At 64.5% G+C, this 17,781-nt stretch carries 18 protein-coding genes; 7 read left to right on the plus strand and 11 right to left on the minus strand.

Annotation, left to right across the window (positions count from 1 at the left end; genetic code table 11):
- Positions 1-26 precede the first annotated feature (26 nt).
- The 3 genes from ICI42_RS07610 to ICI42_RS07620 are packed head-to-tail and all read right to left on the minus strand — an operon-like array spanning position 27 to position 4,770.
- On the minus strand, positions 27-2,855 hold the full coding sequence (locus ICI42_RS07610) for a DUF4159 domain-containing protein (RefSeq protein ID WP_188163956.1): 2,829 nt from the start codon (positions 2,853-2,855) through the stop codon (positions 27-29).
- Positions 2,852-3,766, minus strand: coding sequence for a DUF58 domain-containing protein (locus ICI42_RS07615; protein WP_188163957.1), 915 nt, complete (start codon positions 3,764-3,766; stop codon positions 2,852-2,854). Before ICI42_RS07615 ends, ICI42_RS07610 begins: the two co-directional genes overlap by 4 nt.
- Entirely contained in the window at positions 3,766-4,770 is a 1,005-nt protein-coding gene (locus tag ICI42_RS07620; protein WP_188163958.1) for an AAA family ATPase, read from the minus strand. The genes ICI42_RS07615 and ICI42_RS07620 overlap by 1 nt, the downstream gene beginning before the upstream one ends.
- A gap of 139 nt (positions 4,771-4,909) precedes the next feature.
- On the opposite strand from ICI42_RS07620, the gene ICI42_RS07625 reads away from it, so the two are divergent.
- The 3 genes from ICI42_RS07625 to ICI42_RS07635 are packed head-to-tail and all read left to right on the plus strand — an operon-like array spanning position 4,910 to position 7,456.
- Complete coding sequence (locus ICI42_RS07625; protein ID WP_230980249.1) at positions 4,910-5,554, plus strand: DUF1285 domain-containing protein; 645 nt, start codon at positions 4,910-4,912, stop codon at positions 5,552-5,554.
- 1 nt (position 5,555) lies between these two features.
- Positions 5,556-6,188, plus strand: a complete 633-nt coding sequence (locus tag ICI42_RS07630; protein ID WP_188163959.1) for a CoA pyrophosphatase — start codon at positions 5,556-5,558, stop codon at positions 6,186-6,188.
- A complete protein-coding gene (locus ICI42_RS07635; RefSeq protein WP_188163960.1) occupies positions 6,185-7,456 on the plus strand; it encodes a CCA tRNA nucleotidyltransferase in 1,272 nt (423 codons plus the stop codon). Before ICI42_RS07630 ends, ICI42_RS07635 begins: the two co-directional genes overlap by 4 nt.
- Here ICI42_RS07635 and ICI42_RS07640 read toward each other — a convergent pair whose 3' ends face one another.
- From ICI42_RS07640 to hemF, 3 genes are all read right to left on the minus strand, one after another.
- A complete protein-coding gene (locus ICI42_RS07640; protein WP_188163961.1) occupies positions 7,457-7,642 on the minus strand; it encodes a DUF1059 domain-containing protein in 186 nt (61 codons plus the stop codon).
- 133 nt (positions 7,643-7,775) lie between these two features.
- A complete protein-coding gene (locus tag ICI42_RS07645; protein ID WP_188163962.1) occupies positions 7,776-9,548 on the minus strand; it encodes a DEAD/DEAH box helicase in 1,773 nt (590 codons plus the stop codon).
- 121 nt (positions 9,549-9,669) lie between these two features.
- The gene (hemF, locus tag ICI42_RS07650) at positions 9,670-10,584 is read right to left on the minus strand and encodes an oxygen-dependent coproporphyrinogen oxidase (RefSeq protein ID WP_188163963.1); all 915 of its coding nucleotides are present in this window, start codon (positions 10,582-10,584) and stop codon (positions 9,670-9,672) included.
- 78 nt (positions 10,585-10,662) lie between these two features.
- On the opposite strand from hemF, the gene ICI42_RS07655 reads away from it, so the two are divergent.
- Positions 10,663-10,917: a hypothetical protein gene (locus ICI42_RS07655; RefSeq protein WP_188163964.1), complete on the plus strand. Its 255-nt coding sequence runs from the start codon at positions 10,663-10,665 to the stop codon at positions 10,915-10,917.
- A 43-nt stretch (positions 10,918-10,960) separates the two neighbouring features.
- Here ICI42_RS07655 and ICI42_RS07660 read toward each other — a convergent pair whose 3' ends face one another.
- Together ICI42_RS07660 and ICI42_RS07665 are read right to left on the minus strand one after the other, a co-directional pair.
- The gene (locus tag ICI42_RS07660; RefSeq protein ID WP_188163965.1) at positions 10,961-11,680 is read right to left on the minus strand and encodes an anti-sigma factor; all 720 of its coding nucleotides are present in this window, start codon (positions 11,678-11,680) and stop codon (positions 10,961-10,963) included.
- A complete protein-coding gene (locus ICI42_RS07665; protein ID WP_188163966.1) occupies positions 11,677-12,231 on the minus strand; it encodes a sigma-70 family RNA polymerase sigma factor in 555 nt (184 codons plus the stop codon). Before ICI42_RS07665 ends, ICI42_RS07660 begins: the two co-directional genes overlap by 4 nt.
- A gap of 167 nt (positions 12,232-12,398) precedes the next feature.
- Between ICI42_RS07665 and ICI42_RS07670 the strand changes: the two genes are divergently transcribed.
- Entirely contained in the window at positions 12,399-13,169 is a 771-nt protein-coding gene (locus ICI42_RS07670) for a DUF4394 domain-containing protein (protein WP_188163967.1), read from the plus strand.
- 87 nt (positions 13,170-13,256) lie between these two features.
- On the opposite strand, the gene ICI42_RS07675 is transcribed toward ICI42_RS07670, so the two are convergent.
- The 3 genes from ICI42_RS07675 to ICI42_RS07685 form a co-directional block, all read right to left on the minus strand.
- A complete protein-coding gene (locus ICI42_RS07675) occupies positions 13,257-13,697 on the minus strand; it encodes a hypothetical protein (protein WP_188163968.1) in 441 nt (146 codons plus the stop codon).
- Positions 13,698-14,143: 446 nt separating this feature from the next.
- Positions 14,144-14,581 carry a redox-sensitive transcriptional activator SoxR gene (gene soxR, locus ICI42_RS07680; RefSeq protein ID WP_188163969.1) on the minus strand — a complete coding sequence of 146 codons (438 nt, stop codon included), beginning with the start codon at positions 14,579-14,581 and terminating at the stop codon, positions 14,144-14,146.
- Positions 14,582-14,718: 137 nt separating this feature from the next.
- Positions 14,719-15,183 carry a tRNA (cytidine(34)-2'-O)-methyltransferase gene (locus tag ICI42_RS07685; RefSeq protein ID WP_188163970.1) on the minus strand — a complete coding sequence of 155 codons (465 nt, stop codon included), beginning with the start codon at positions 15,181-15,183 and terminating at the stop codon, positions 14,719-14,721.
- A gap of 286 nt (positions 15,184-15,469) precedes the next feature.
- Between ICI42_RS07685 and ICI42_RS07690 the strand changes: the two genes are divergently transcribed.
- Positions 15,470-15,829, plus strand: a complete 360-nt coding sequence (locus ICI42_RS07690; protein ID WP_188163971.1) for a hypothetical protein — start codon at positions 15,470-15,472, stop codon at positions 15,827-15,829.
- A 65-nt stretch (positions 15,830-15,894) separates the two neighbouring features.
- Positions 15,895-17,781 carry an ABC transporter ATP-binding protein gene (locus tag ICI42_RS07695; RefSeq protein WP_330999126.1) on the plus strand — a complete coding sequence of 629 codons (1,887 nt, stop codon included), beginning with the start codon at positions 15,895-15,897 and terminating at the stop codon, positions 17,779-17,781.

The raw sequence follows: 17,781 nt of genomic DNA on the forward strand, positions 1-17,781 counted from the left end.
GGGGGTGATTTCTACTGGGAGAGCAATCACTGTCCCAGCCTTTCCAGCAGCGTGGGCACATGGACCTGGTCGGACTTGTAGTTGCCGGTCAGCATGTACATCATGATGTTGACGCCCGAGCGCAGGGCGTAAATCCGCTGCATCGGGTCGGCGGGAACAGTTGGCAGCATGGCGTTGCCGGAGGCATCTATGGCCCAGGCCCCGGCGAAATCGTTGGCGGTGATCATGATCGGGCTGACGCCGTCGCCGGTGCGCACCGGGCGGTCGCCGTTGTCGGAGGTATCGAGCGACGTCGCCACCCAGAGCGGGCTGCCATTGAAGCGGCCGGGGAATTCGGGAAGGATGAAGAAGGATTTGGTCAGCACATGGTCGGCTGGCACGGGCTCGAGCGGCGGGACGTTGAGATTGCCGAGAATGTCGCGCAGCCGCTCCGTCGCGGGGCTGGCGGAATTGGCGTCGAAGCCGGTGGAGAACTGGTCGCGGGTGTCGAACAACACCGTGCCGCCCTGCTTCATGTAGGCGTCGACGCGCGAGATCGCGTCCTGGCTGGGCATCTCAGCATTCGCATCGATGGGCCAGTAGATCAGCGGATAGAACGAAAGCTCGTCGCTGGCGATGTCCACGCCGGCGGGCTCGCCGGGCTCGAGTGCCGTCTTGTCGACGAGGAAACGGTTGAGCCCTTCGATGCCGGCCCGACTGATGGAATCGACCGAGGAATCGCCGGTGACGACATAGGCGATGCGGGTCTTGGCGATGGCCTCTACCGCCTCGACATCGCCGGGCTTGGAATCGTCGGCCAGCGATACGCCTGAGGAGGCGAGCACGGCACCGAAAGCGACGATCGCGAGCAAGGTTGTCGTTGCCGCTGCGCGGCTGCGCATGCGCGAACGGCGCGAGAACAGCCCGCCCATCCAGAATACGATCAGCGTATCGAGCGCCAGGAGGAGCAGGGCGATGATCATCAGCAGGCCCTTGAGGTCGCGGGATTCGTCGAAGGCATAGCGCATATCGGTCATCGTGCCGGTGAATTGCGGCCTCACGATGGGGGCAAAGCTCGCATCGGCGGCAAGAAGATTATGCGCGAAAACGCCTTCCTCGGAGCCGTAAAGGCCGGGAGGGTTCTCGATGGTGATCGGCATCGCGCCGGCGCGGACCTGCAAGGGGCGGGCGTCCGGGCCGGGCGGCACCAGCGTCCCGTCTGCGCCGATCATGCGATAGGGTGCGAGCGAGGCGGAGCGGCTGTCGGCATTGGCAGCCGCTGTTCCCTGGTTGCGCGAGAGCTGGACGATGCGGCGCAGCATCTCCACGAAGCTGCCGGAGATCGGCAGGCTCGACCATGTCGCTTCCGGCGTGACATGGAACAGCACGACATTGCCTTCGCCGCGACGCGCGCCGGTCACCAGAGGCGTGCCGTCGGCGAGATTGGCCCAGGTGCGTTCGGCAAGGTCGGGGGTCGGTTCGGCAAGCACCTGACGGGTGACGGTGACCTCATTGGGCGGCGGCAGGTCGGCGAAGGGGCCGTTCTGCGGGAACTCGGTCACCGGCTGGGGTGTCGTCCAGGACAGCGAACCGCCCAAAGAGCGTTCGCCCAGCCGCAGGCGAACGGGAAGCAGTTCCTCGTCATTGCCGGCGGCGGCCAGGCGCGAACCGGCGAAACGGACCAGCGTGCCGCCCTCGTTGACCCATTGCACCAGCCTTTCGCGGGCAGCGTCCGGAATGGTGCCGACATCGGCCATGACGATCATCGCCGGATTCTGGTCGAGCAACTGCGGCACGGCCTCAGCCAGGTCCTGCGCCTGCGGTTCGAGCAAATCGGCGTACGGTTCCATGGCGCGGCGGATGTAATAGAGCGGCGACAGCAGCGGCTGCGACTGGTCGGCTTCGCTGAGCGAGAGCAGACCGACGCGACGGCGTTTGGAGTTTTCGTCGAGCACGCGGATGGCGCCGGCCTGTGCTTCGCCGTCGAGCGCGATGGAGGAGAAGTCGTTGCGCAGTTCGAAGGGCACGGTCATCGTGCCGGTTGCGGTGGCTGAGCCCGCGCCGAAGGTCAAAGTGGCATCGGCGATGCGGCGGCCCCTGTCGTCGAAAGCACCCGCGGTGACGCTGCGCGGCGCGGGATCGCCCGCGGCGCGGATGGCGGTCAGCACGAAGCCGTCGACTTCGTTGGTTGTGGCGGTGAGGCCGAGCGGTGCGAAGCGGTCTGGCGTCGCCCAGACCACAGTGCCGGGGTTGGCGGCGAGCAAGCCCTGGAAGGCCGCTTCGTCATCGCCGGAAGCAAGTCCGTTGACCAGAAGGGCAAGGCTGGCGCCGGGGAATTCGGCCAGCGCGCCTGCTACCCGTTCATAGACGGCGGCGCGGTCGGTCGGGATCGGGCGCGGGGCTGCTGCGCGCAGCCGGTCGCGGGCCGCTTCTGCATCGAAAGGCCCGATCTCGGCGTTCGGCGGCTCGGAGGTGAGCGCAAGCAGCACAGGTATGCCGGTGGAGGAGGCGTCGGCGATCAGCCTTTCGGCGGTTGCGACGCGCCGGTCCCAATCGGGCGCGCTCGACCAGTCGTTGTCGATGACCACGGCGAGCGCCGATCCGCCGGTTGAGACGCGCTCACGCGGATTGAAGACCGGATCGGCCAGCGCCATGACGACGAGGCCGGCAAGGATCAGGCGCAGCAGCGTCAGCCACCAAGGGCTCTGGTAAGGCGTTTCCTCCTTGCGCAGCACCTTGGCGAGAATGCGCAAGGGCGGGAACACCTCGGTCTGCGGGCGAGGCGGGGTCAGCCGGAGCAGCCACCAGATGACAGGTAGGGCGAGCAACCCCCACAGGACCGCCGGTGCGCCGAAGGACAGCGGGAGCCAACTCACGCGGCACCTCCCTTGGCGGCGTCGCCCAGGCTCATCGCCATATGCACTTTGACCAGCGCCTCCGAGGCGAGACGATCGGTGTGATTGACGGTGTAGCTCCAGCCCTGGCGCTTGCACCAGGCGGCGAGTTCCTCGCGCCGGGCGACATAGACGTTGCGATAGGCTGAAACCAGCGTCTCGGCTCGGCCCGCGGTCAGCTTCTCGCCGGTCTCAGGATCGGTGAACTCTGTGCGGCCGGAATAGGGGAAGGTCTCCTCCGCCGGGTCGGCGACCTCGACGAGATGGGCGCGGACGCCATGCCGCGCCAGCGGGTCGAGCCAGGCCATGGTTTCCTCGACCGGATCGAGGAAGTCGCCGACGAGGATGATGTCGGAAAAGCGCCGGATCGCGGTCAGGTCGGGCCGCATCGGCAGCGTTGGGGCATGGGCGAGATGGGCTGCCATGCGTTCTGCGCCATTGCGGGCGCTGAACGGTTCGGTCAGGCCCGGCCAGGCGATGCGTTCGCCGCTGCGTGACAGAAGCTCGGCCAAGGCAAGCGATAGAACCAGGGCACGGGATTGCTTGGACACGGTCGCGGTGGTTGATTGGTAGAGCATCGAAGGCGACGGGTCGGCCCAGATCCAGACGGTATGAGCGGCCTCCCATTCGCGGTCGCGCACATAGGTTTGCTCGTCGCGGGCCGAACGGCGCCAGTCGATGCGGGCGATGGCCTCGCCCTCGACATAGGGACGGAACTGCCAGAAATTCTCGCCGATGCCGCGCTTCTTGCGGCCGTGCCAACCGGCGATCACGGTGTTGACGATGCGGCGCGCCTCCACCAGCAGGTCGGGGACGAGCGATGCGCGTTGCCTGCCGCGAGCGAGAGCGTCGGTTGTCGTGACCGCTGCAACTGACTCGCCGATACGCGCCATCAGATTCCTTTCGCCAACTTGGCGACGACGTCGCGCACGCTCATGCCTTCGGCGCGGGCAGCAAAGGTCAGGGCCATGCGGTGCTGCAGCACCGGCTCGGCCAGGGCGCGCACATCGTCGATGGATGGCGCGAGGCGGCCGTCATAGAGCGCGCGGGCACGGGCGCAGAGCGTCAGCGCCTGGCTGGCCCGCGGGCCGGGACCCCAGGCGACGTGCTTATCGGTGTCGGCATCGCCCTGGCCCGGCCGGGCGGAGCGCACCAGCTTCAGAATGGCCTCGACAACGCTTTCGGGCACGGGCATGCGGCGGATGAGATGCTGGATGTCCTTGAGGCGCGAAGGGTCGAGCGCGTTCTGGGCAACAGCGTCCTGCGTGCCGGTGGTTTCCAGAAGGATGCGGCGTTCGGCCTCCAACTCCGGATAGAGGATGTCGATCTGCATCAGGAAGCGATCGAGCTGGGCTTCCGGCAGGGGATAGGTGCCTTCCTGCTCCAGCGGGTTCTGAGTGGCCAGGACATGGAACGGGGCGGGCAGGTCATGGCGCGCGCCGGCGACGGTGACATGATATTCCTGCATCGACTGCAGAAGTGCCGACTGCGTGCGCGGGCTGGCGCGGTTGATCTCGTCGGCCATCAGAAGCTGGGCGAAGATCGGGCCGGGAATGAAGCGGAAGGAGCGGCGGCCGGTCTCGTCCTGTTCCATGACTTCGGAACCGAGAATATCGGACGGCATCAGGTCGGGCGTGAACTGGATACGGCGGGCATCGAGGCCGAGCACGATGCCGAGCGTCTCGACCAGCTTCGTCTTGGCAAGGCCGGGGACCCCGACCAGAAGGGCATGCCCGCCCGCCAGAAGGGCTACCAAAGTCCGTTCGACGACGCTTTCCTGGCCGAAAATGACTTTGCCGACGCCGTCGCGAACCTTGGAAATATCGGCCAGCGCGGCTTCCGCCTGCGCCACCATATCCTTTTCGCTGAGGGCGGGTTCCTTGACGACAACGCTCATGCAGGTCGGATCCTTCTTTTAGCCAGAACGTTCGCCTGACGTGATACGATAACCTGACTCGCACACGGCGCCGTCCAGCGATCAACTTAAATCACGCACCAAGGCTGACAAGCGCAACAACAGTGACTATTTCGTGACCATGACAAAAGACACCGACGCCGAAACACCAAGCAGCGCCGAGGCCGGTCTGGCCGAAAGCCGAGACACGGCGGGTCTCGAAGCCCTGATTTCGCGTGCTGCCCGCGCCGGCAAGGGGCCTGCCCCCGTCGAGCGCTGGAATCCCGACTTCTGCGGCGATCTCGACATGGAGATCCGCGCGGACGGCACCTGGTTCTATCTGGGAACGCCCATCGGCCGCATGCCGCTGGTGCAACTGTTTTCGTCCGTCCTGCGCAAGGACGAAGACGGCAAAACCTATCTGGTCACACCTGTGGAAAAGGTCGGCATCCGCGTGGTCGATGCTCCCTTCATCGCCGTGGAGATGGATGTGTCGGGCGCCGGTCACGATCAGGTCATCACCTTCCGCACCAATGTCGGCGATGTGGTCGCGGTCGGCCCGGACCGGCCGCTGCGCTTTGTCGATGAAGACGAGACCGGCGGGCTCAAGCCTTACGTGCTGGTGCGCGGACGGCTGGAGGCCCTGGTGGCGCGGCCGGTGATGTATGAACTGGTTGAGCATGGCGAAGAGATCGAGATCGATGGCACGGTGATGTTCGCCGTGCGGTCAAAGGGCGAGGTTTATCCGATCATGCCCGCCGACAAGCTGAAGCGGCTGAGCGCCTGAGATGGCCGACCTCGTGCTGCCGTCCTTTTCCGCCGAGGATTTTCGCGCCCGCGCGTCGACGGCGATGTCGCATGCGGACGATGGCGAGTATGGCGATCACCGCTTCAATCCGGGACATCCCCGCCTGACGCTGAACGCAAGGCTTCGCGATGCCGCAGTGCTCATTCCGGTGATCGATCATGGCAGGGAAGCAACGGTGCTGCTGACCAAGCGCACCGAGTTTTTGCGCAATCATTCCGGCCAGGTGGCTTTCCCCGGCGGACGGATCGACCCCGAGGACGTGTCGCCGGAGGCGGCGGCGCTGCGTGAGGCGCAGGAAGAAGTCGGGCTCGACAGTCCGCATGTCGATATCATCGGCCGTCTGCCGGATTATGTTTCGGGAAGCGGCTATCGCATCGCGCCGGTGCTCAGCATTGTGCGGCCTGGCTTCACCTTGACGCTCAACCCTGCGGAGGTCGATACGGCCTTCGAGGTTCCGCTGTCCTTCCTGATGGATCCGGCCAATCATCATCAGGGCCGCGTGATCCGGGAAGAACAAGAGTGGCTCTATTACGACATGCCCTATGGCGGCCAGCGCATCTGGGGCGTCACCGCCGGCATCATCCGCACCCTTTACGAAAGACTGTACCGTTGAACCCTTCGCTTGCCGATGCCGCCTGGTTGATAGAGGGGCGGTTGCAGAGCCTTCTCGCGGTGCTGAACGCCGATGGCGAAGAGGCGCGCGTGGCAGGCGGGGCCGTGCGCAATGCGCTTCTCGGCCAGTCGGTGGCCGATGTCGACATCGCCACCACCAGCCTGCCGGACGAGACCCTTCGGCGGGTCGAGGCCGCCGGCTTCAAGGCGGTGCCGACCGGGATCGAACACGGCACCATCACAGTGATCGTCAGGGGCGAGCCGTTCGAGGTGACGACGTTGCGCAGTGATGTCGAAACCGACGGGCGCCATGCCAAAGTATCGTTCGGACGCGACTGGAAGGCGGATGCCGAGCGCCGGGATTTCACCATCAATGCGCTCTATGCCGAAGCCAACGGCACGGTCATCGATCTGGTGGGCGGGCTGGCGGATATTCAGAGCAAGACTTTGCGTTTCATCGGCGACGCCGAGGCGCGCATCCGCGAGGACTATCTGCGCATCCTGCGTTTTTATCGCTTCTTTGCCTGGTACGGCTCCGGCCGGCCCGATGCGGAGGGGGTGAAGGCCTCGGCGCGGCTGAAGGAAGGGCTCGACCGGCTGTCTGCCGAGCGCGTCTGGTCCGAACTCAAGAAGCTTTTGAGCGCGCCCGATCCATCCCGCGCCTTGCTGTGGATGCGGCAATCGGGCGTCCTGACCCGCGTCCTACCTGAAAGCGAGAAGTGGGGCATCGATGCGATCCACGGTCTTGCAAAGACCGAAGCCGAGCTCGGCTGGGCGGTCGATCCGCTGCTGCGTCTGGTGGCAATCATTCCCCCGGACGCGGCGCGCATGGATACGCTGGCCCAGCGACTGAAGATGTCGGCCCACGAACGCGAGCGCCTGACCGCATGGGCGCTGTCGGATGCGGTCGCGGCGGGGGTTACGGAGCTGGAACTGGCGCGTCGGCTTTATTGCGGCAGTCCGCAAGGGATCATCGACCGGCTCAAGCTGGCCTTCGCCGCCGCGCGCTGGAAGGCGATGCAAGAAGACGGCGCCCTGGTGCAGGCGGGACATTTGTCGCGCCTCCTGGCGTTTGCGCAGGCATGGCAGAAGCCGACATTTCCAATTTCGGGTGCCGACCTCCTGGACCTGGGAATGGAAAAGGGCCCGGCTGTCGGCCAGACCCTCAAAAAGCTCGAAACGGAGTGGATATCGAAGGATTTCCGGATTGGGCGCGACGCTTTGTTGAAGCAGGCCGCGGAGCTCTTCGGAAATTTAAGCGCCGACTGATCAGGCGGCGTCGCGAACTTTTTCGATACGAGAGCGAATCGCTTCGATCATCGTTTCCCGAATAAGCGTTTCGCCATGGGTTTCGCGCAGGTGCTCGGCGGCGCGTCGGATGATTTCAGCTTCTTCCTGATGCCGTGTGTGCCAGTCGCAGCCGGGAACCAGTGATCCGCATTGAAATTCTTTCATTGCTTCCTCCTGTACTTCGTTCTGCCACTATAACCCAAAACAACCGCGATTGGTTGCGGAAAATGGCGGCGCAAAAGTTGCAGCCCGCCATTTCGCTTCCTCTTTCGGCAGTTCGAGCGGCTGTCGGATCGGGTCAGCCTTTGTCGAAGGGCTTCTTCTTGAACTTTCTGTCGGGGCGTGGCGTGGCGTTGTCGCCAAAACCGGCAGCCTTCTTGTCCTTGATGGAGCGCTTGGGTTCCGCGCCGGGAGGCGGGCCTTTGCGATGCTTTTTCTTGAAGTCCTTTTCGCCGCGATCCGATGGGCCGGCATCTTCAGCAAGGCGGATGGTGACGCCTTTTTCCAGCGTTCCCTGTTCGCGGACGGCGGCGGCATAGCCGGCGGCCCTGTCCGACTTCACCTCGAAGCGGGTTTCCGCATCGAGAATGCGGATCGAGCCGATCTCGTTCTTGGTGACGCGACCGGCCTTGCACAGGAGCGGCAGCAGCCAGCGCGGCTCGGCGCGGTGCTTGCGGCCAAGCGAAACGCTGAACCAGGTGCCGCCTTCGAAGCGGGTGTCGGGGCGCTCGCCCTTAGAAGGCTCGAAGGTCGGCGCGGGACCGCTCGACAGTTCCTCGGCGGCGGGGCGAGAGGCGATCTGCTGCCGCAGCCAGGCCAGCGCGAAGCGTTCGGCATCGTGCTTTTCAAGCAGTTCGGCGACCATCGCGCGCTCTTCGTCGCTCGGCGCTTCGGTCTGCTCGAGGTCGGCCAGCATGCGCTGATGGTTGCGCTCTTCGATCTCCGCAGGGCCGGGGGCCGGCTGCTGGACGGCTTCGAGCTTGGCAAGCTTGAGCAGGCGGGCAGCGCTGCCGCGACGGTGATAGGGCACGATCAGCGCGCAAATGCCCTTGCGCCCGGCGCGACCGGTGCGGCCGCTGCGGTGCAGCAGCGTGTCCGGATTGGTCGGCAGATCGGCATGGATGACGAGATCGAGATTGGGCAGGTCGATGCCGCGCGCGGCGACGTCGGTGGCGACGCAGACGCGGGCCCGGCCATCGCGCATGGACTGCAGCGCGTTGTTGCGCTCGGCCTGGCTGAGCTCTCCCGACAACGACACGACCGAGAAACCGCGATTGTTCAGGCGGCTCGCCAGATGCTTCACCGCATCGCGGGTGGAGCAGAAGACGATGGTGTTCTGGGCGTCGAAATAGAGCAGGGCGTTGATGATGGCGTTTTCCCGCTCGGGCGGCGCGACCAGCAGAGTACGGTATTCGATGTCGTCGTGCTGCCTGCCCTCGCTGACGACATTGAGGCGGACCGCATTGCGCTGGAAGCGCTTGGCGAGCTGAGCGATCTGCGCGGGAACGGTGGCGGAGAACATCAGCGTGCGGCGGTCGACCGGGGCCGCGGCCAGGATGAATTCGAGATCCTCGCGGAAGCCGAGATCGAGCATCTCGTCGGCCTCGTCCAGCACCACGGCACGGACGGCGGAAATGTCGAGCGAACCGCGCGTGATGTGGTCGCGCAGCCGGCCGGGCGTGCCGACGATGATATGCGCGCCTTCATCGAGGGCGCGGCGCTCCTTGCGCATGTCCATGCCGCCGACGCAAGAGGCCAGGCGCGCGCCGGTGCCGGCATAGAGCCATTCGAATTCGCGGCGCACCTGAATGGCGAGTTCGCGGGTCGGCGCAATGATGACGCAGAGTGGAGAGGCGTCGGCGGGCAGCCGCTCGGCGCCACGCAGAAGGGTCGGCGCGATGGCGATGCCGAAAGCGACCGTCTTGCCAGAGCCGGTCTGGGCGGAAACCAGCAGATCGGCGTTTCCGGCGTCTTCCGCCAGCACGGCCTGCTGGACGGCGGTGAGTTTATCGTAGCCGCGCGCTGCGAGCGCTCCGGCCAATGCCGGGGCCATTCCTTCGAAGATCGTCACAAGGTATTCTTTCAATGAGAGCGTATGGGGAGGGCGAACACAGCATCCTCCGCTTAAACTGCTCTCCTAAAGCCATGGCACCGCCGCGTCAATGCGCGGCGATGTCTGGTGGGCTTCCGCGTCAGGGCCAGCGCACCTCGGGCGGCATGGAAGACAGGATGGAATTGACGTTTCCGCCGGTCTTCAGCCCAAAGATAGTGCCTCGGTCGTAGAGCAGGTTGAACTCGACATAACGGCCGCGGCGGATCAGTTGCTCCTCGCGGTCTCCATCGGTCCAGTTTGCATTGAAATTGCCGCGCACCAGATGCGGATAGACGACGTTGAAGGCGCGTCCGACATCCTGCACAAAGCGGAAATCGGCGTCCCAGCCGCCTTTTTCCTCCGGCGAGTGCTGCCAGTCGAAGAAGATGCCTCCGGTGCCGCGCGGCTCGTTGCGGTGCGGCAAGTAGAAATACTCGTCGCACCAGTTCTTGTACCGGTCGTAATCGGCAATGTCGGGATGCTTTGAACAGGCGAACCGCATCGTCTTGTGGAAGGCCTGTGTGTCGGCGTCGTCCTGGGTACGGCGACGGTCGAGCACCGGGGTGAGATCGGCGCCGCCGCCGAACCACCAGCGCGAGGTGACGACCATGCGCGTGTTCATATGCACGGCCGGCACGTTGGGGTTCCAGGGATGGGCGATCAGCGAGATGCCGCTGGCCCAGAAACGCGGGTCTTCCTCGCCGCCTGGCATCTGCTTGCGGAACTCCGGCGAGAATTCGCCATAGACGGTGGACGTATGGACGCCGACCTTCTCGAACACCCGGCCATGCATCATCGACATGGTGCCGCCGCCGCCATTGCCCTCGTCGCGCAGCCAGGGCGTGCGCTCGAAGCGACCAGCCGCCCAGGAAGCCTGGGGCCCTGCGACCTCGTCCTCGAGGGTCTCGAAGCTTTGGCAGATTCGGTCACGCAACTCCTCGAACCAGGCGCGCGCCTGGGCTTTCTTGTCTTCGATGTCGGCTGGCAATCCGGCGGGCAGGTCAGGTCGTTGCAAATCGTGCTCCAAACAAAAGACTCGTCTTTTTCCGGGCCGATCCCTAATCTGATTGGCGCACGGGTCAAGGAGTTCGTTGTGCGCACGCCGGCCAGACCGCCGCTGGATGATCTCAGAAAACGGCTGCGCGCCAGCCGCGAGACTGAACGCATGCCGCGCGACGGTTTCTTGCGCGAGACCTTCGTGCTGTCACGGACGGAGGCCCGCGCCAAGGCGCAGGAGTGGTTTTCCCGCTGGCCGAAACAGGCCTACTGGACCGAGATCGAAAGCTGGTTCGAGCGCCCCGGCGACGTCATCGAATTCACGATCAGGCGGCTGCCGGCGGCGGATTGAACGCTGTCTTCAACACGACGTTACCTCGCCGCACCTTACCCGCTCACCTCGGCGTCCGTCTGGCGAAGCCCTTCACAAGGATGGGACCGGTGGGTTTTCCGGTTGGCGAGCCGGGTTTGGGTTCAAGCGTGATCTCGTAGAGCTGCCCGTCCGCCGGGGTCGGGAACGGCTGGCCTTGGAGCGTCGCGACTTCGGTTCGCGGCAGGGTGCCGAGCGACACCGGCCCCACGGACGGGTCGTAGAGCGTCCAGACCTGCATGATCTTGTCGTCGGGCACCTGGAAATCCTCGAGCGGAACGATGCGGACGCTGTTGTCGGCGAAGGCCTCGAACACAGCGCCAGTGGTGTTCTGCTGCGTCTGCAGCACGACGAGGACGACGGGTTCGGCAGGCGAGACAGTGGCGCGGCCGCCGAGATAGCCCAGGCCGAGTGCTGCGAAAAGCGACGCGGCGATGGCTGCGTTGCGCCAGAATGTCGGACGGTTCTGGTTGGCGGCGATGGGGTGCGCGGAGGGGGCGGTATGCGGCGCCTCCTGCGGGATCGTGTCTATCCTGGCGCGGATGCTGTCCCACATGCCGGCGGGGACGGCTGCAGGCGCGACCGTTTCATCGAGGCTGGACATGCGCTCGGCAAAGCGCCGGACCGTCTCGCGGAACAATGCGTCGTGTTCCATGTCGCGCTCGGCCTCGGCGCGGGCAGCGTCGTCCATCAGGCCAAGCACATAGTCGCCGGCACGGGCGAGGCGTTCGCTGTCGTCGGTCATGACAGACACTCCTGCAAGGAGATGACGCCCCGTCTGATCCAGGCTTTCACCGTTCCCACCGGGGCGTCGAGTTTCGCGGCGATCTCGCCATGCGAGAAGCCGACGACATATGCGAGCAGGATCGAGCTGCGTTTCTTGTCTTCGAGCTGCCCAAGACAATGCCTTAGCGCATCGCTTTCGCCGAGCGCGCCATAGGCGACATCGGCCTCGCCGGATCGGTCGTGATAATCGGCGATCTCGTCTTCGCTCACCAGATCCATGCGGCTGCCGTCGCGCAGCATGTTGAGCGCGCGGTTGCGCACGATGGTGGTCAGCCAGGCCCGGGCGCTGCCGCGCGCTGGATCGAAGCGCGCTGCGTTGCGCCAGACGGCGATGAAGCTCTCCTGCACGGCCTCTTCGGCCAATTCGCTGCGCCGCAGGATGCGCCGGGCAATCGCGATCAGCCGGCCGGCCTCACTGTTGAACAGGTCGCCCAAAGCGTCGCGGTCGCCGCGGGCGACGCGCGTCAGCAGGCCATCACAGAACCGGTCGCGATCATCGAGTGCCGACATGAATCCTTTCCGAGGTTTCGGTCACCTTACACGGCAAAAGCGCGGACAGATGCAGCCCTCAAATTTTTTTGCAGCCGCTGCATCCAATGCGCGCCCCCCGTGTGTAAGGCCGATGAGCGATGCGGAACAGCCCACGCTCGTCGAAGAACAAAAGAGGAGATCGACCCATGAACCGTATTGCTTCCAAGCTCGTCCTTGCCGGCCCCATGCTCGTTTCGCTGACGGCAATGGCCGCCGCGGCGCCCGCTCTGGGACTGACCGGCGAAAAGACCCTGATCTGGTTCGATACCGACAAACCAGCCGAGACCAAGACCATCGAAGTGACCGGCGTCGACCGGCTGCACGGCATCGACCTGCGCGCGGCGGACAAAATGGTCTATGGCGTTGCGGGCGACGGTTCGCTGGTCAGCATCAATCTCGATACGGGTGCGGCAACCGTGGTATCCAAATTGTCCAAGCTGCCGCCCGAAGGCGGCAAAGTCAGCGTCGACTTCAACCCGATGGCCGACAAGCTTCGCGTCATGGCTTCCGATGGCACCAATCTGCGTGTCGATCCGGCTTCCGGTGCGGTGACCGAGGACGGCAAGCTTGCCTATGAGGCCGGCGATCCGAGTGCTGAGATGAAGCCGAATGTCATCGCTACCGCCTATACCAACTCATTCGGCAAGCCGGAAAAGACCGGGATGTATGACATCGACGCGAGCGGATTGTTCCTGCAGCAGACCAAGCCGAACGACGGAACGCTGAAGACCATAGGCAGCCTGGGCGTTACGCTGGGAGACCATGTCGGCTTCGACATCCAGACGACCGAGGATGGCACCAACACGGCGTGGCTTGCCACGGGCGGCGCGCTCTACAAGGTCAATATCGAGACGGGCAAGGCGGAAAAGGCAGGCGAGGTCGATGCCGACTTCCGCGACCTTACTGTCCTGCCATAAGCAAAACGGCCCGTATCAAAAACGGCGGCGGCATTCCAAGAAACCTCCTCCCCCGCGCAGTGGCCGGGGAGGCGAAATAGATCACGATCAGCGCTGCTGTGCCCGGACGGCATCAACGAGCCTGAGTGCGATATCGGCGCAGGCTGCCATCGGTTCGTCGTCGGCGCATTTGACGTCGATGTTCATGTCACCCTGCTGAACGCGGAAATGCGCAGCCTTGGATGGTGGCGGGGGCGGAGGCATGTCGCCACGGCCAGGACCGCGGTTGTGGCGGGGCCCATGTCCACGCGGGCCATCGCCCCGAGGACCCATATGCCTTGGCCCGTGATCGCGGCGACCGTGATCGCGCGCTTCGGCACCGGGCGACGGCGCCATGCCTTCAGGCATCGCAACGGGTGGAGCGGGCGGCGACGTGGGCGGGGCTGCTTCCGGCGATGCCGCCGGTGGCGGCGGGGCTGTCGTGCCCTGGGCGATCGAGACGCCGGTCAGCATCAGCAGGCTGGTGCCCGCGAGTATCAATGCACGCATGTCATATTCCTTCCGGTGTTTCCTCAAGAGGGTCGACCTCGTCCGTTTACCGTCCGAAATGGTCCATCCATTCCTTCGGGCTGTGAGGCCCGAGGCCCCTCAAGGTCTAGGATCTCGGCTTTGCCGTCGGCATGGATAATTGCGGGAGCCGAGCTAGAAGCCGTTTCAAAACGCCCCTGACCGGCAATGGTTTCGTTGCTGGCGACGAGAGTTCCGTCGCGGAAGAAATTTATACGCTGCTGGATAGAATGCTGCCGAGCTAAAGCGGGCTCGGCGGTTCGGCTCGCACCGGTACCGCAGATGTGTAGCGGCTTGGCTGTCGTGTTCCCGACAGTCCATGCCAATAAGAACCTCGATTTCCGCGCGGAAATCGATCCGTCTGGAATGGCAGGCTGACGCTGAGCCTGCCTGCGCGCGGCGATAGCCCTGCCGTCGGCGGTCCGAGGCTACTGGACGACCAGGCGATGAGCACCCGGACCTTTTGCGGCGAGGCGGTCCTCGCGGTTGCGCAAAGGACATGCCGTGATCGACATGCAGCCGCAGCCGATGCAGTCGCCCAAACCGTCGCGCAATTTCTGCAACTGACGGATGCGATGGTCGAGATCGGCCTTCCACGCCGTTGAAAGACGAGTCCAGTCCTCCCGCGTCGGCGTACGCCCGTCCGGAAGGCTGGCGAAAGCGTCGGCGATGTCGGCGAGCGAAATGCCGACATCCTGCGCCACCTTCAGGATTGCCACGCGTCGCAGCACGTCGCGCGAATAACGACGCTGGTTGCCCTCGGTGCGGTGGCTGCGGATGAGCCCGCGCGTCTCGTAGAAATGCAACGCCGACACCGCCACGCCGCTGCGTTTTGCGACCTCGCCGACGGTGAGTTCCCGTGTCATGAATTTAGCCCTTGACCTCAAGTTAAGTTGAGGTTGTAGCAAGATGTCCGACGCAACGCAAACGAAGGACGTAGGCCATGACATCCAATCGAACGGGCCAATGGTGGTGGTGGCTGTCGCCCAACGGCAAAGGCGGGTCAGATGACAGAGATCTGACGGAGGGCCTCGCCGGCGACCATGGCCGCACTGAGGGCGACGTTGAGGCTGCGGCCGCCGCCCGGCATCGGGATGAGCAGGCGTTCATCCGCGCTGCCATGCACCTCTTCGGGTACGCCGGCCGACTCGCGGCCGAGCAGGATGACGTCGTTGGGGCGAAAGGCAAAGCTGGTATAGGGCAGGGCGGCCTTGGTCGACAGCAGCACCAGCCTGCGGTTCTCGCCCAGCCGCCACTTCTGGAAGCTGATGTAGTCGATGTGCCGGGTCAGCGCCGCCATTTCGAGATAGTCCATGCCGGCGCGCCTGAGGTTGCGGTTGGACAGGTCGAAGCCGGCGGGTTCGATGATATCGACGCCGATGCCGAGGCAGGCGGCCATGCGCAGGATGGTGCCGGTATTGCCTGCTATGTCAGGCTGGTACAACGCGATGCGAAGATTTCGATCCATCTGAGCCTGCATATCCACCGTGTTCGAGATGCAACACTCCGCAGTTCGGCTCACCTGCTGGCCGATCTGGGGTGGCATTTTGCCGCGAATGAGTCTAAAGCACTGCCATTGTCAACTCGAACCGCAGGAGGGGTCGATGGAATTCATGATGACTGTAGACATTCACCGCCCCATCCGATGGCTTTGCGCCTAACGGCGGCCCGGTTCGACGTTTCCCTGATCATTCAAGGCACCATCGTATCGATTGCCGCCGAGTCCGTTTTCCGGTTCTCGAAGGAATCCTCCGATGTTTGGCAATTTTCATGACGGGCACGATGCCCGTAACCATCCTTTGTCCCATGCTCCCAATGCGTCCGGCGATGCTCGGCACGCAGCCTGGAAGCTGTTGTCCGATCCCCGCGATGGCGCGGATCACCAGGCGAGCCACGTAAGGCCGCATCGCGGCATGTTGCCCGATGTGGATTACAGCAGGATCGTGCCCGATCCGTCCCATCGCCCGCTGTTGCGGCGGCTGGTGGGCGCTGTCGTCAGGCTGTTCAAGGCACGGCGTCGCGCTCCCGCCAGCGCCGTGTCAGCAGACGACGATGGCGGCGTCGCGGACCGAGGTCTGAGACCCTATATGAGCATCACCCGCCCAGCCGTTTAGACGAGGCGGATGCGGTGATTGTTAGCCGCGCGGTCCGACCGCGCGGCCCATGACTTTGAGAAAGAATGACTATGTTTCGCTGGTTTGAGAACAGATTGAACCCGTTTCCGCCGGAAGAGCCGATCGAGCCGCCGAAGACGCTGGTCGGCTTCTGCCTGCACTACACGAAGGGTGCGTGGACCTATATCGCCATTGCTGCGGTGCTGATGTCGGCCATCGCGCTGGCGGAAGTCTGGATGTTCAGCTTCCTCGGCTCGATCGTCGACTGGCTGTCGGCGCATGACCGCGAGACATTTCTGCAGATCGAAGGCTGGAAGCTCGCCGGCATGGCGTTCGTGGTGCTGTTCGCGCTGCCGGTGACGGTGTTTTTCCATTCGATGCTGAACCAGCAGACGCTGATGGGCAACTATCCCATGCGCATCCGCTGGCAGGTCCACCGCTACCTGCTCAAACAGTCGATGGTGTTCTACCAGGACGAGTTCGCCGGCCGCATCGCCACCAAGATGATGCAGACGGCGCTCGCCGTGCGTGAGTGCGTCATCAAGCTGATCGACGTCCTCAACTACGTCATCGTCTATTTCCTCGGAATGCTGGTCATCGTCGGCTCGGCCGACTGGCGGCTGGCGCTGCCGCTCGCCGTGTGGCTGGTCGGTTACCTGTTCCTGCTGCGCTATTTTATCCCTCGTCTGGGCGTGATCGCCGGCGAGCAGGCCGATGCGCGTTCGACCATGACCGGCCGCGTCGTCGACAGCTACACCAACATCCAGACGGTGAAACTGTTCTCGCATGCGCGCCGCGAGGCGACCTATGCCAAGGAAGGCATGAACACCTTCCTCGGTACCGTCCATCGCCAGATGCGCATGATCACCTGGCTCTACGGCCTGCTCTATCTGCTGAACTCGCTGCTGCTGTTCGCTGTCGCATCGCTGTCGATCTGGTTGTGGCTCGGCGAGATGGTTTCGATCGGCGCGGTTGCCGTGGTCATCGGCCTGGTGCTGAGGCTGTGGGGCATGTCGCAGTGGATCATGTGGGAGGTTTCGGGCCTGTTCGAGAATATCGGCACCGTCAAGGATGGCATCGGCTCGATCTCGCTGCCGCGCGTGGTCGAAGACGAGCCGGGCGCAAAGGACATCGTCGTCGACAAGGGCGAGATCGTCTTCGACCATGTCGGCTTCCACTATGGCAAGGGCAAGGGCGTGATCGGCGACCTGACCCTGACGGTGAAGCCGGGCGAAAAGGTCGGCGTCGTCGGCCGTTCGGGCGCGGGCAAGTCGACGCTGTCGAACCTTCTGCTGCGCTTCTACGATGTCGAGAAGGGCCGCATCCTGATTGACGGCAAGGATATTTCCAAAGTGACGCAGGATAGCCTGCGTGCGCAGATCGGCATGGTTACGCAGGACACGTCGCTGCTGCACCGCTCGGTGCGCGACAACATCCTGTATGGCCGCCCCGATGCGACCGAGGAGATGATGCTGGAGGCCGCCAGCCGGGCCGAAGCCACCGACTTCATCGCCGGACTCGCGGATGCGAAAGGCCGGCGGGGCTTCGACGCCCATGTCGGCGAGCGCGGCGTCAAGCTGTCGGGCGGTCAGCGGCAGCGCGTGGCGATTGCCCGCGTGATGCTCAAGGACGCGCCGATCCTGATCCTTGACGAAGCCACCTCGGCGCTCGATTCGGAAGTCGAAGCAGCGATCCAGGAAAATCTCTACCGGCTGATGGAGGGCAAGACCGTCATCGCCATCGCGCATCGGCTGTCCACAATCGCGGCGATGGACCGGCTGATCGTGATGGACAAGGGCGCGATCATCGAAGAAGGCACGCATGAGGAACTTGTCGCGCGCGGCGGGCTTTATGCCCAGTTGTGGCAGCGTCAGTCGGGCGGGTTCCTGCTTGCGGACGGGCCGGGCGACGCCGACAATGATACGATTCCCAAGGGTGAAGCCGCCGAATGA

Origin of the sequence: Oryzicola mucosus (assembly GCF_014534685.1) — a bacterium.
Taxonomy (GTDB): domain Bacteria; phylum Pseudomonadota; class Alphaproteobacteria; order Rhizobiales; family Rhizobiaceae; genus Oryzicola; species Oryzicola mucosus.

What these genes read in the sequence shown, in the direction of transcription:
- ICI42_RS07615 (WP_188163957.1), bottom strand. Translation starts at nt 3,766, where the DNA reads ATGGCGCGTATCGGCGAGTCAGTTGCAGCGGTCACGACAACCGACGCT.
- ICI42_RS07620 (WP_188163958.1), bottom strand. Translation starts at nt 4,770, where the DNA reads ATGAGCGTTGTCGTCAAGGAACCCGCCCTCAGCGAAAAGGATATGGTG.
- ICI42_RS07625 (WP_230980249.1), top strand. Translation starts at nt 4,910, where the DNA reads ATGACAAAAGACACCGACGCCGAAACACCAAGCAGCGCCGAGGCCGGT.
- ICI42_RS07630 (WP_188163959.1), top strand. Translation starts at nt 5,556, where the DNA reads ATGGCCGACCTCGTGCTGCCGTCCTTTTCCGCCGAGGATTTTCGCGCC.
- ICI42_RS07640 (WP_188163961.1), bottom strand. Translation starts at nt 7,642, where the DNA reads ATGAAAGAATTTCAATGCGGATCACTGGTTCCCGGCTGCGACTGGCAC.
- ICI42_RS07660 (WP_188163965.1), bottom strand. Translation starts at nt 11,680, where the DNA reads ATGACCGACGACAGCGAACGCCTCGCCCGTGCCGGCGACTATGTGCTT.
- ICI42_RS07665 (WP_188163966.1), bottom strand. Translation starts at nt 12,231, where the DNA reads ATGTCGGCACTCGATGATCGCGACCGGTTCTGTGATGGCCTGCTGACG.
- ICI42_RS07670 (WP_188163967.1), top strand. Translation starts at nt 12,399, where the DNA reads ATGAACCGTATTGCTTCCAAGCTCGTCCTTGCCGGCCCCATGCTCGTT.
- ICI42_RS07675 (WP_188163968.1), bottom strand. Translation starts at nt 13,697, where the DNA reads ATGCGTGCATTGATACTCGCGGGCACCAGCCTGCTGATGCTGACCGGC.
- soxR (WP_188163969.1), bottom strand. Translation starts at nt 14,581, where the DNA reads ATGACACGGGAACTCACCGTCGGCGAGGTCGCAAAACGCAGCGGCGTG.
- ICI42_RS07685 (WP_188163970.1), bottom strand. Translation starts at nt 15,183, where the DNA reads ATGGATCGAAATCTTCGCATCGCGTTGTACCAGCCTGACATAGCAGGC.
- ICI42_RS07690 (WP_188163971.1), top strand. Translation starts at nt 15,470, where the DNA reads ATGTTTGGCAATTTTCATGACGGGCACGATGCCCGTAACCATCCTTTG.
- ICI42_RS07695 (WP_330999126.1), top strand. Translation starts at nt 15,895, where the DNA reads ATGACTATGTTTCGCTGGTTTGAGAACAGATTGAACCCGTTTCCGCCG.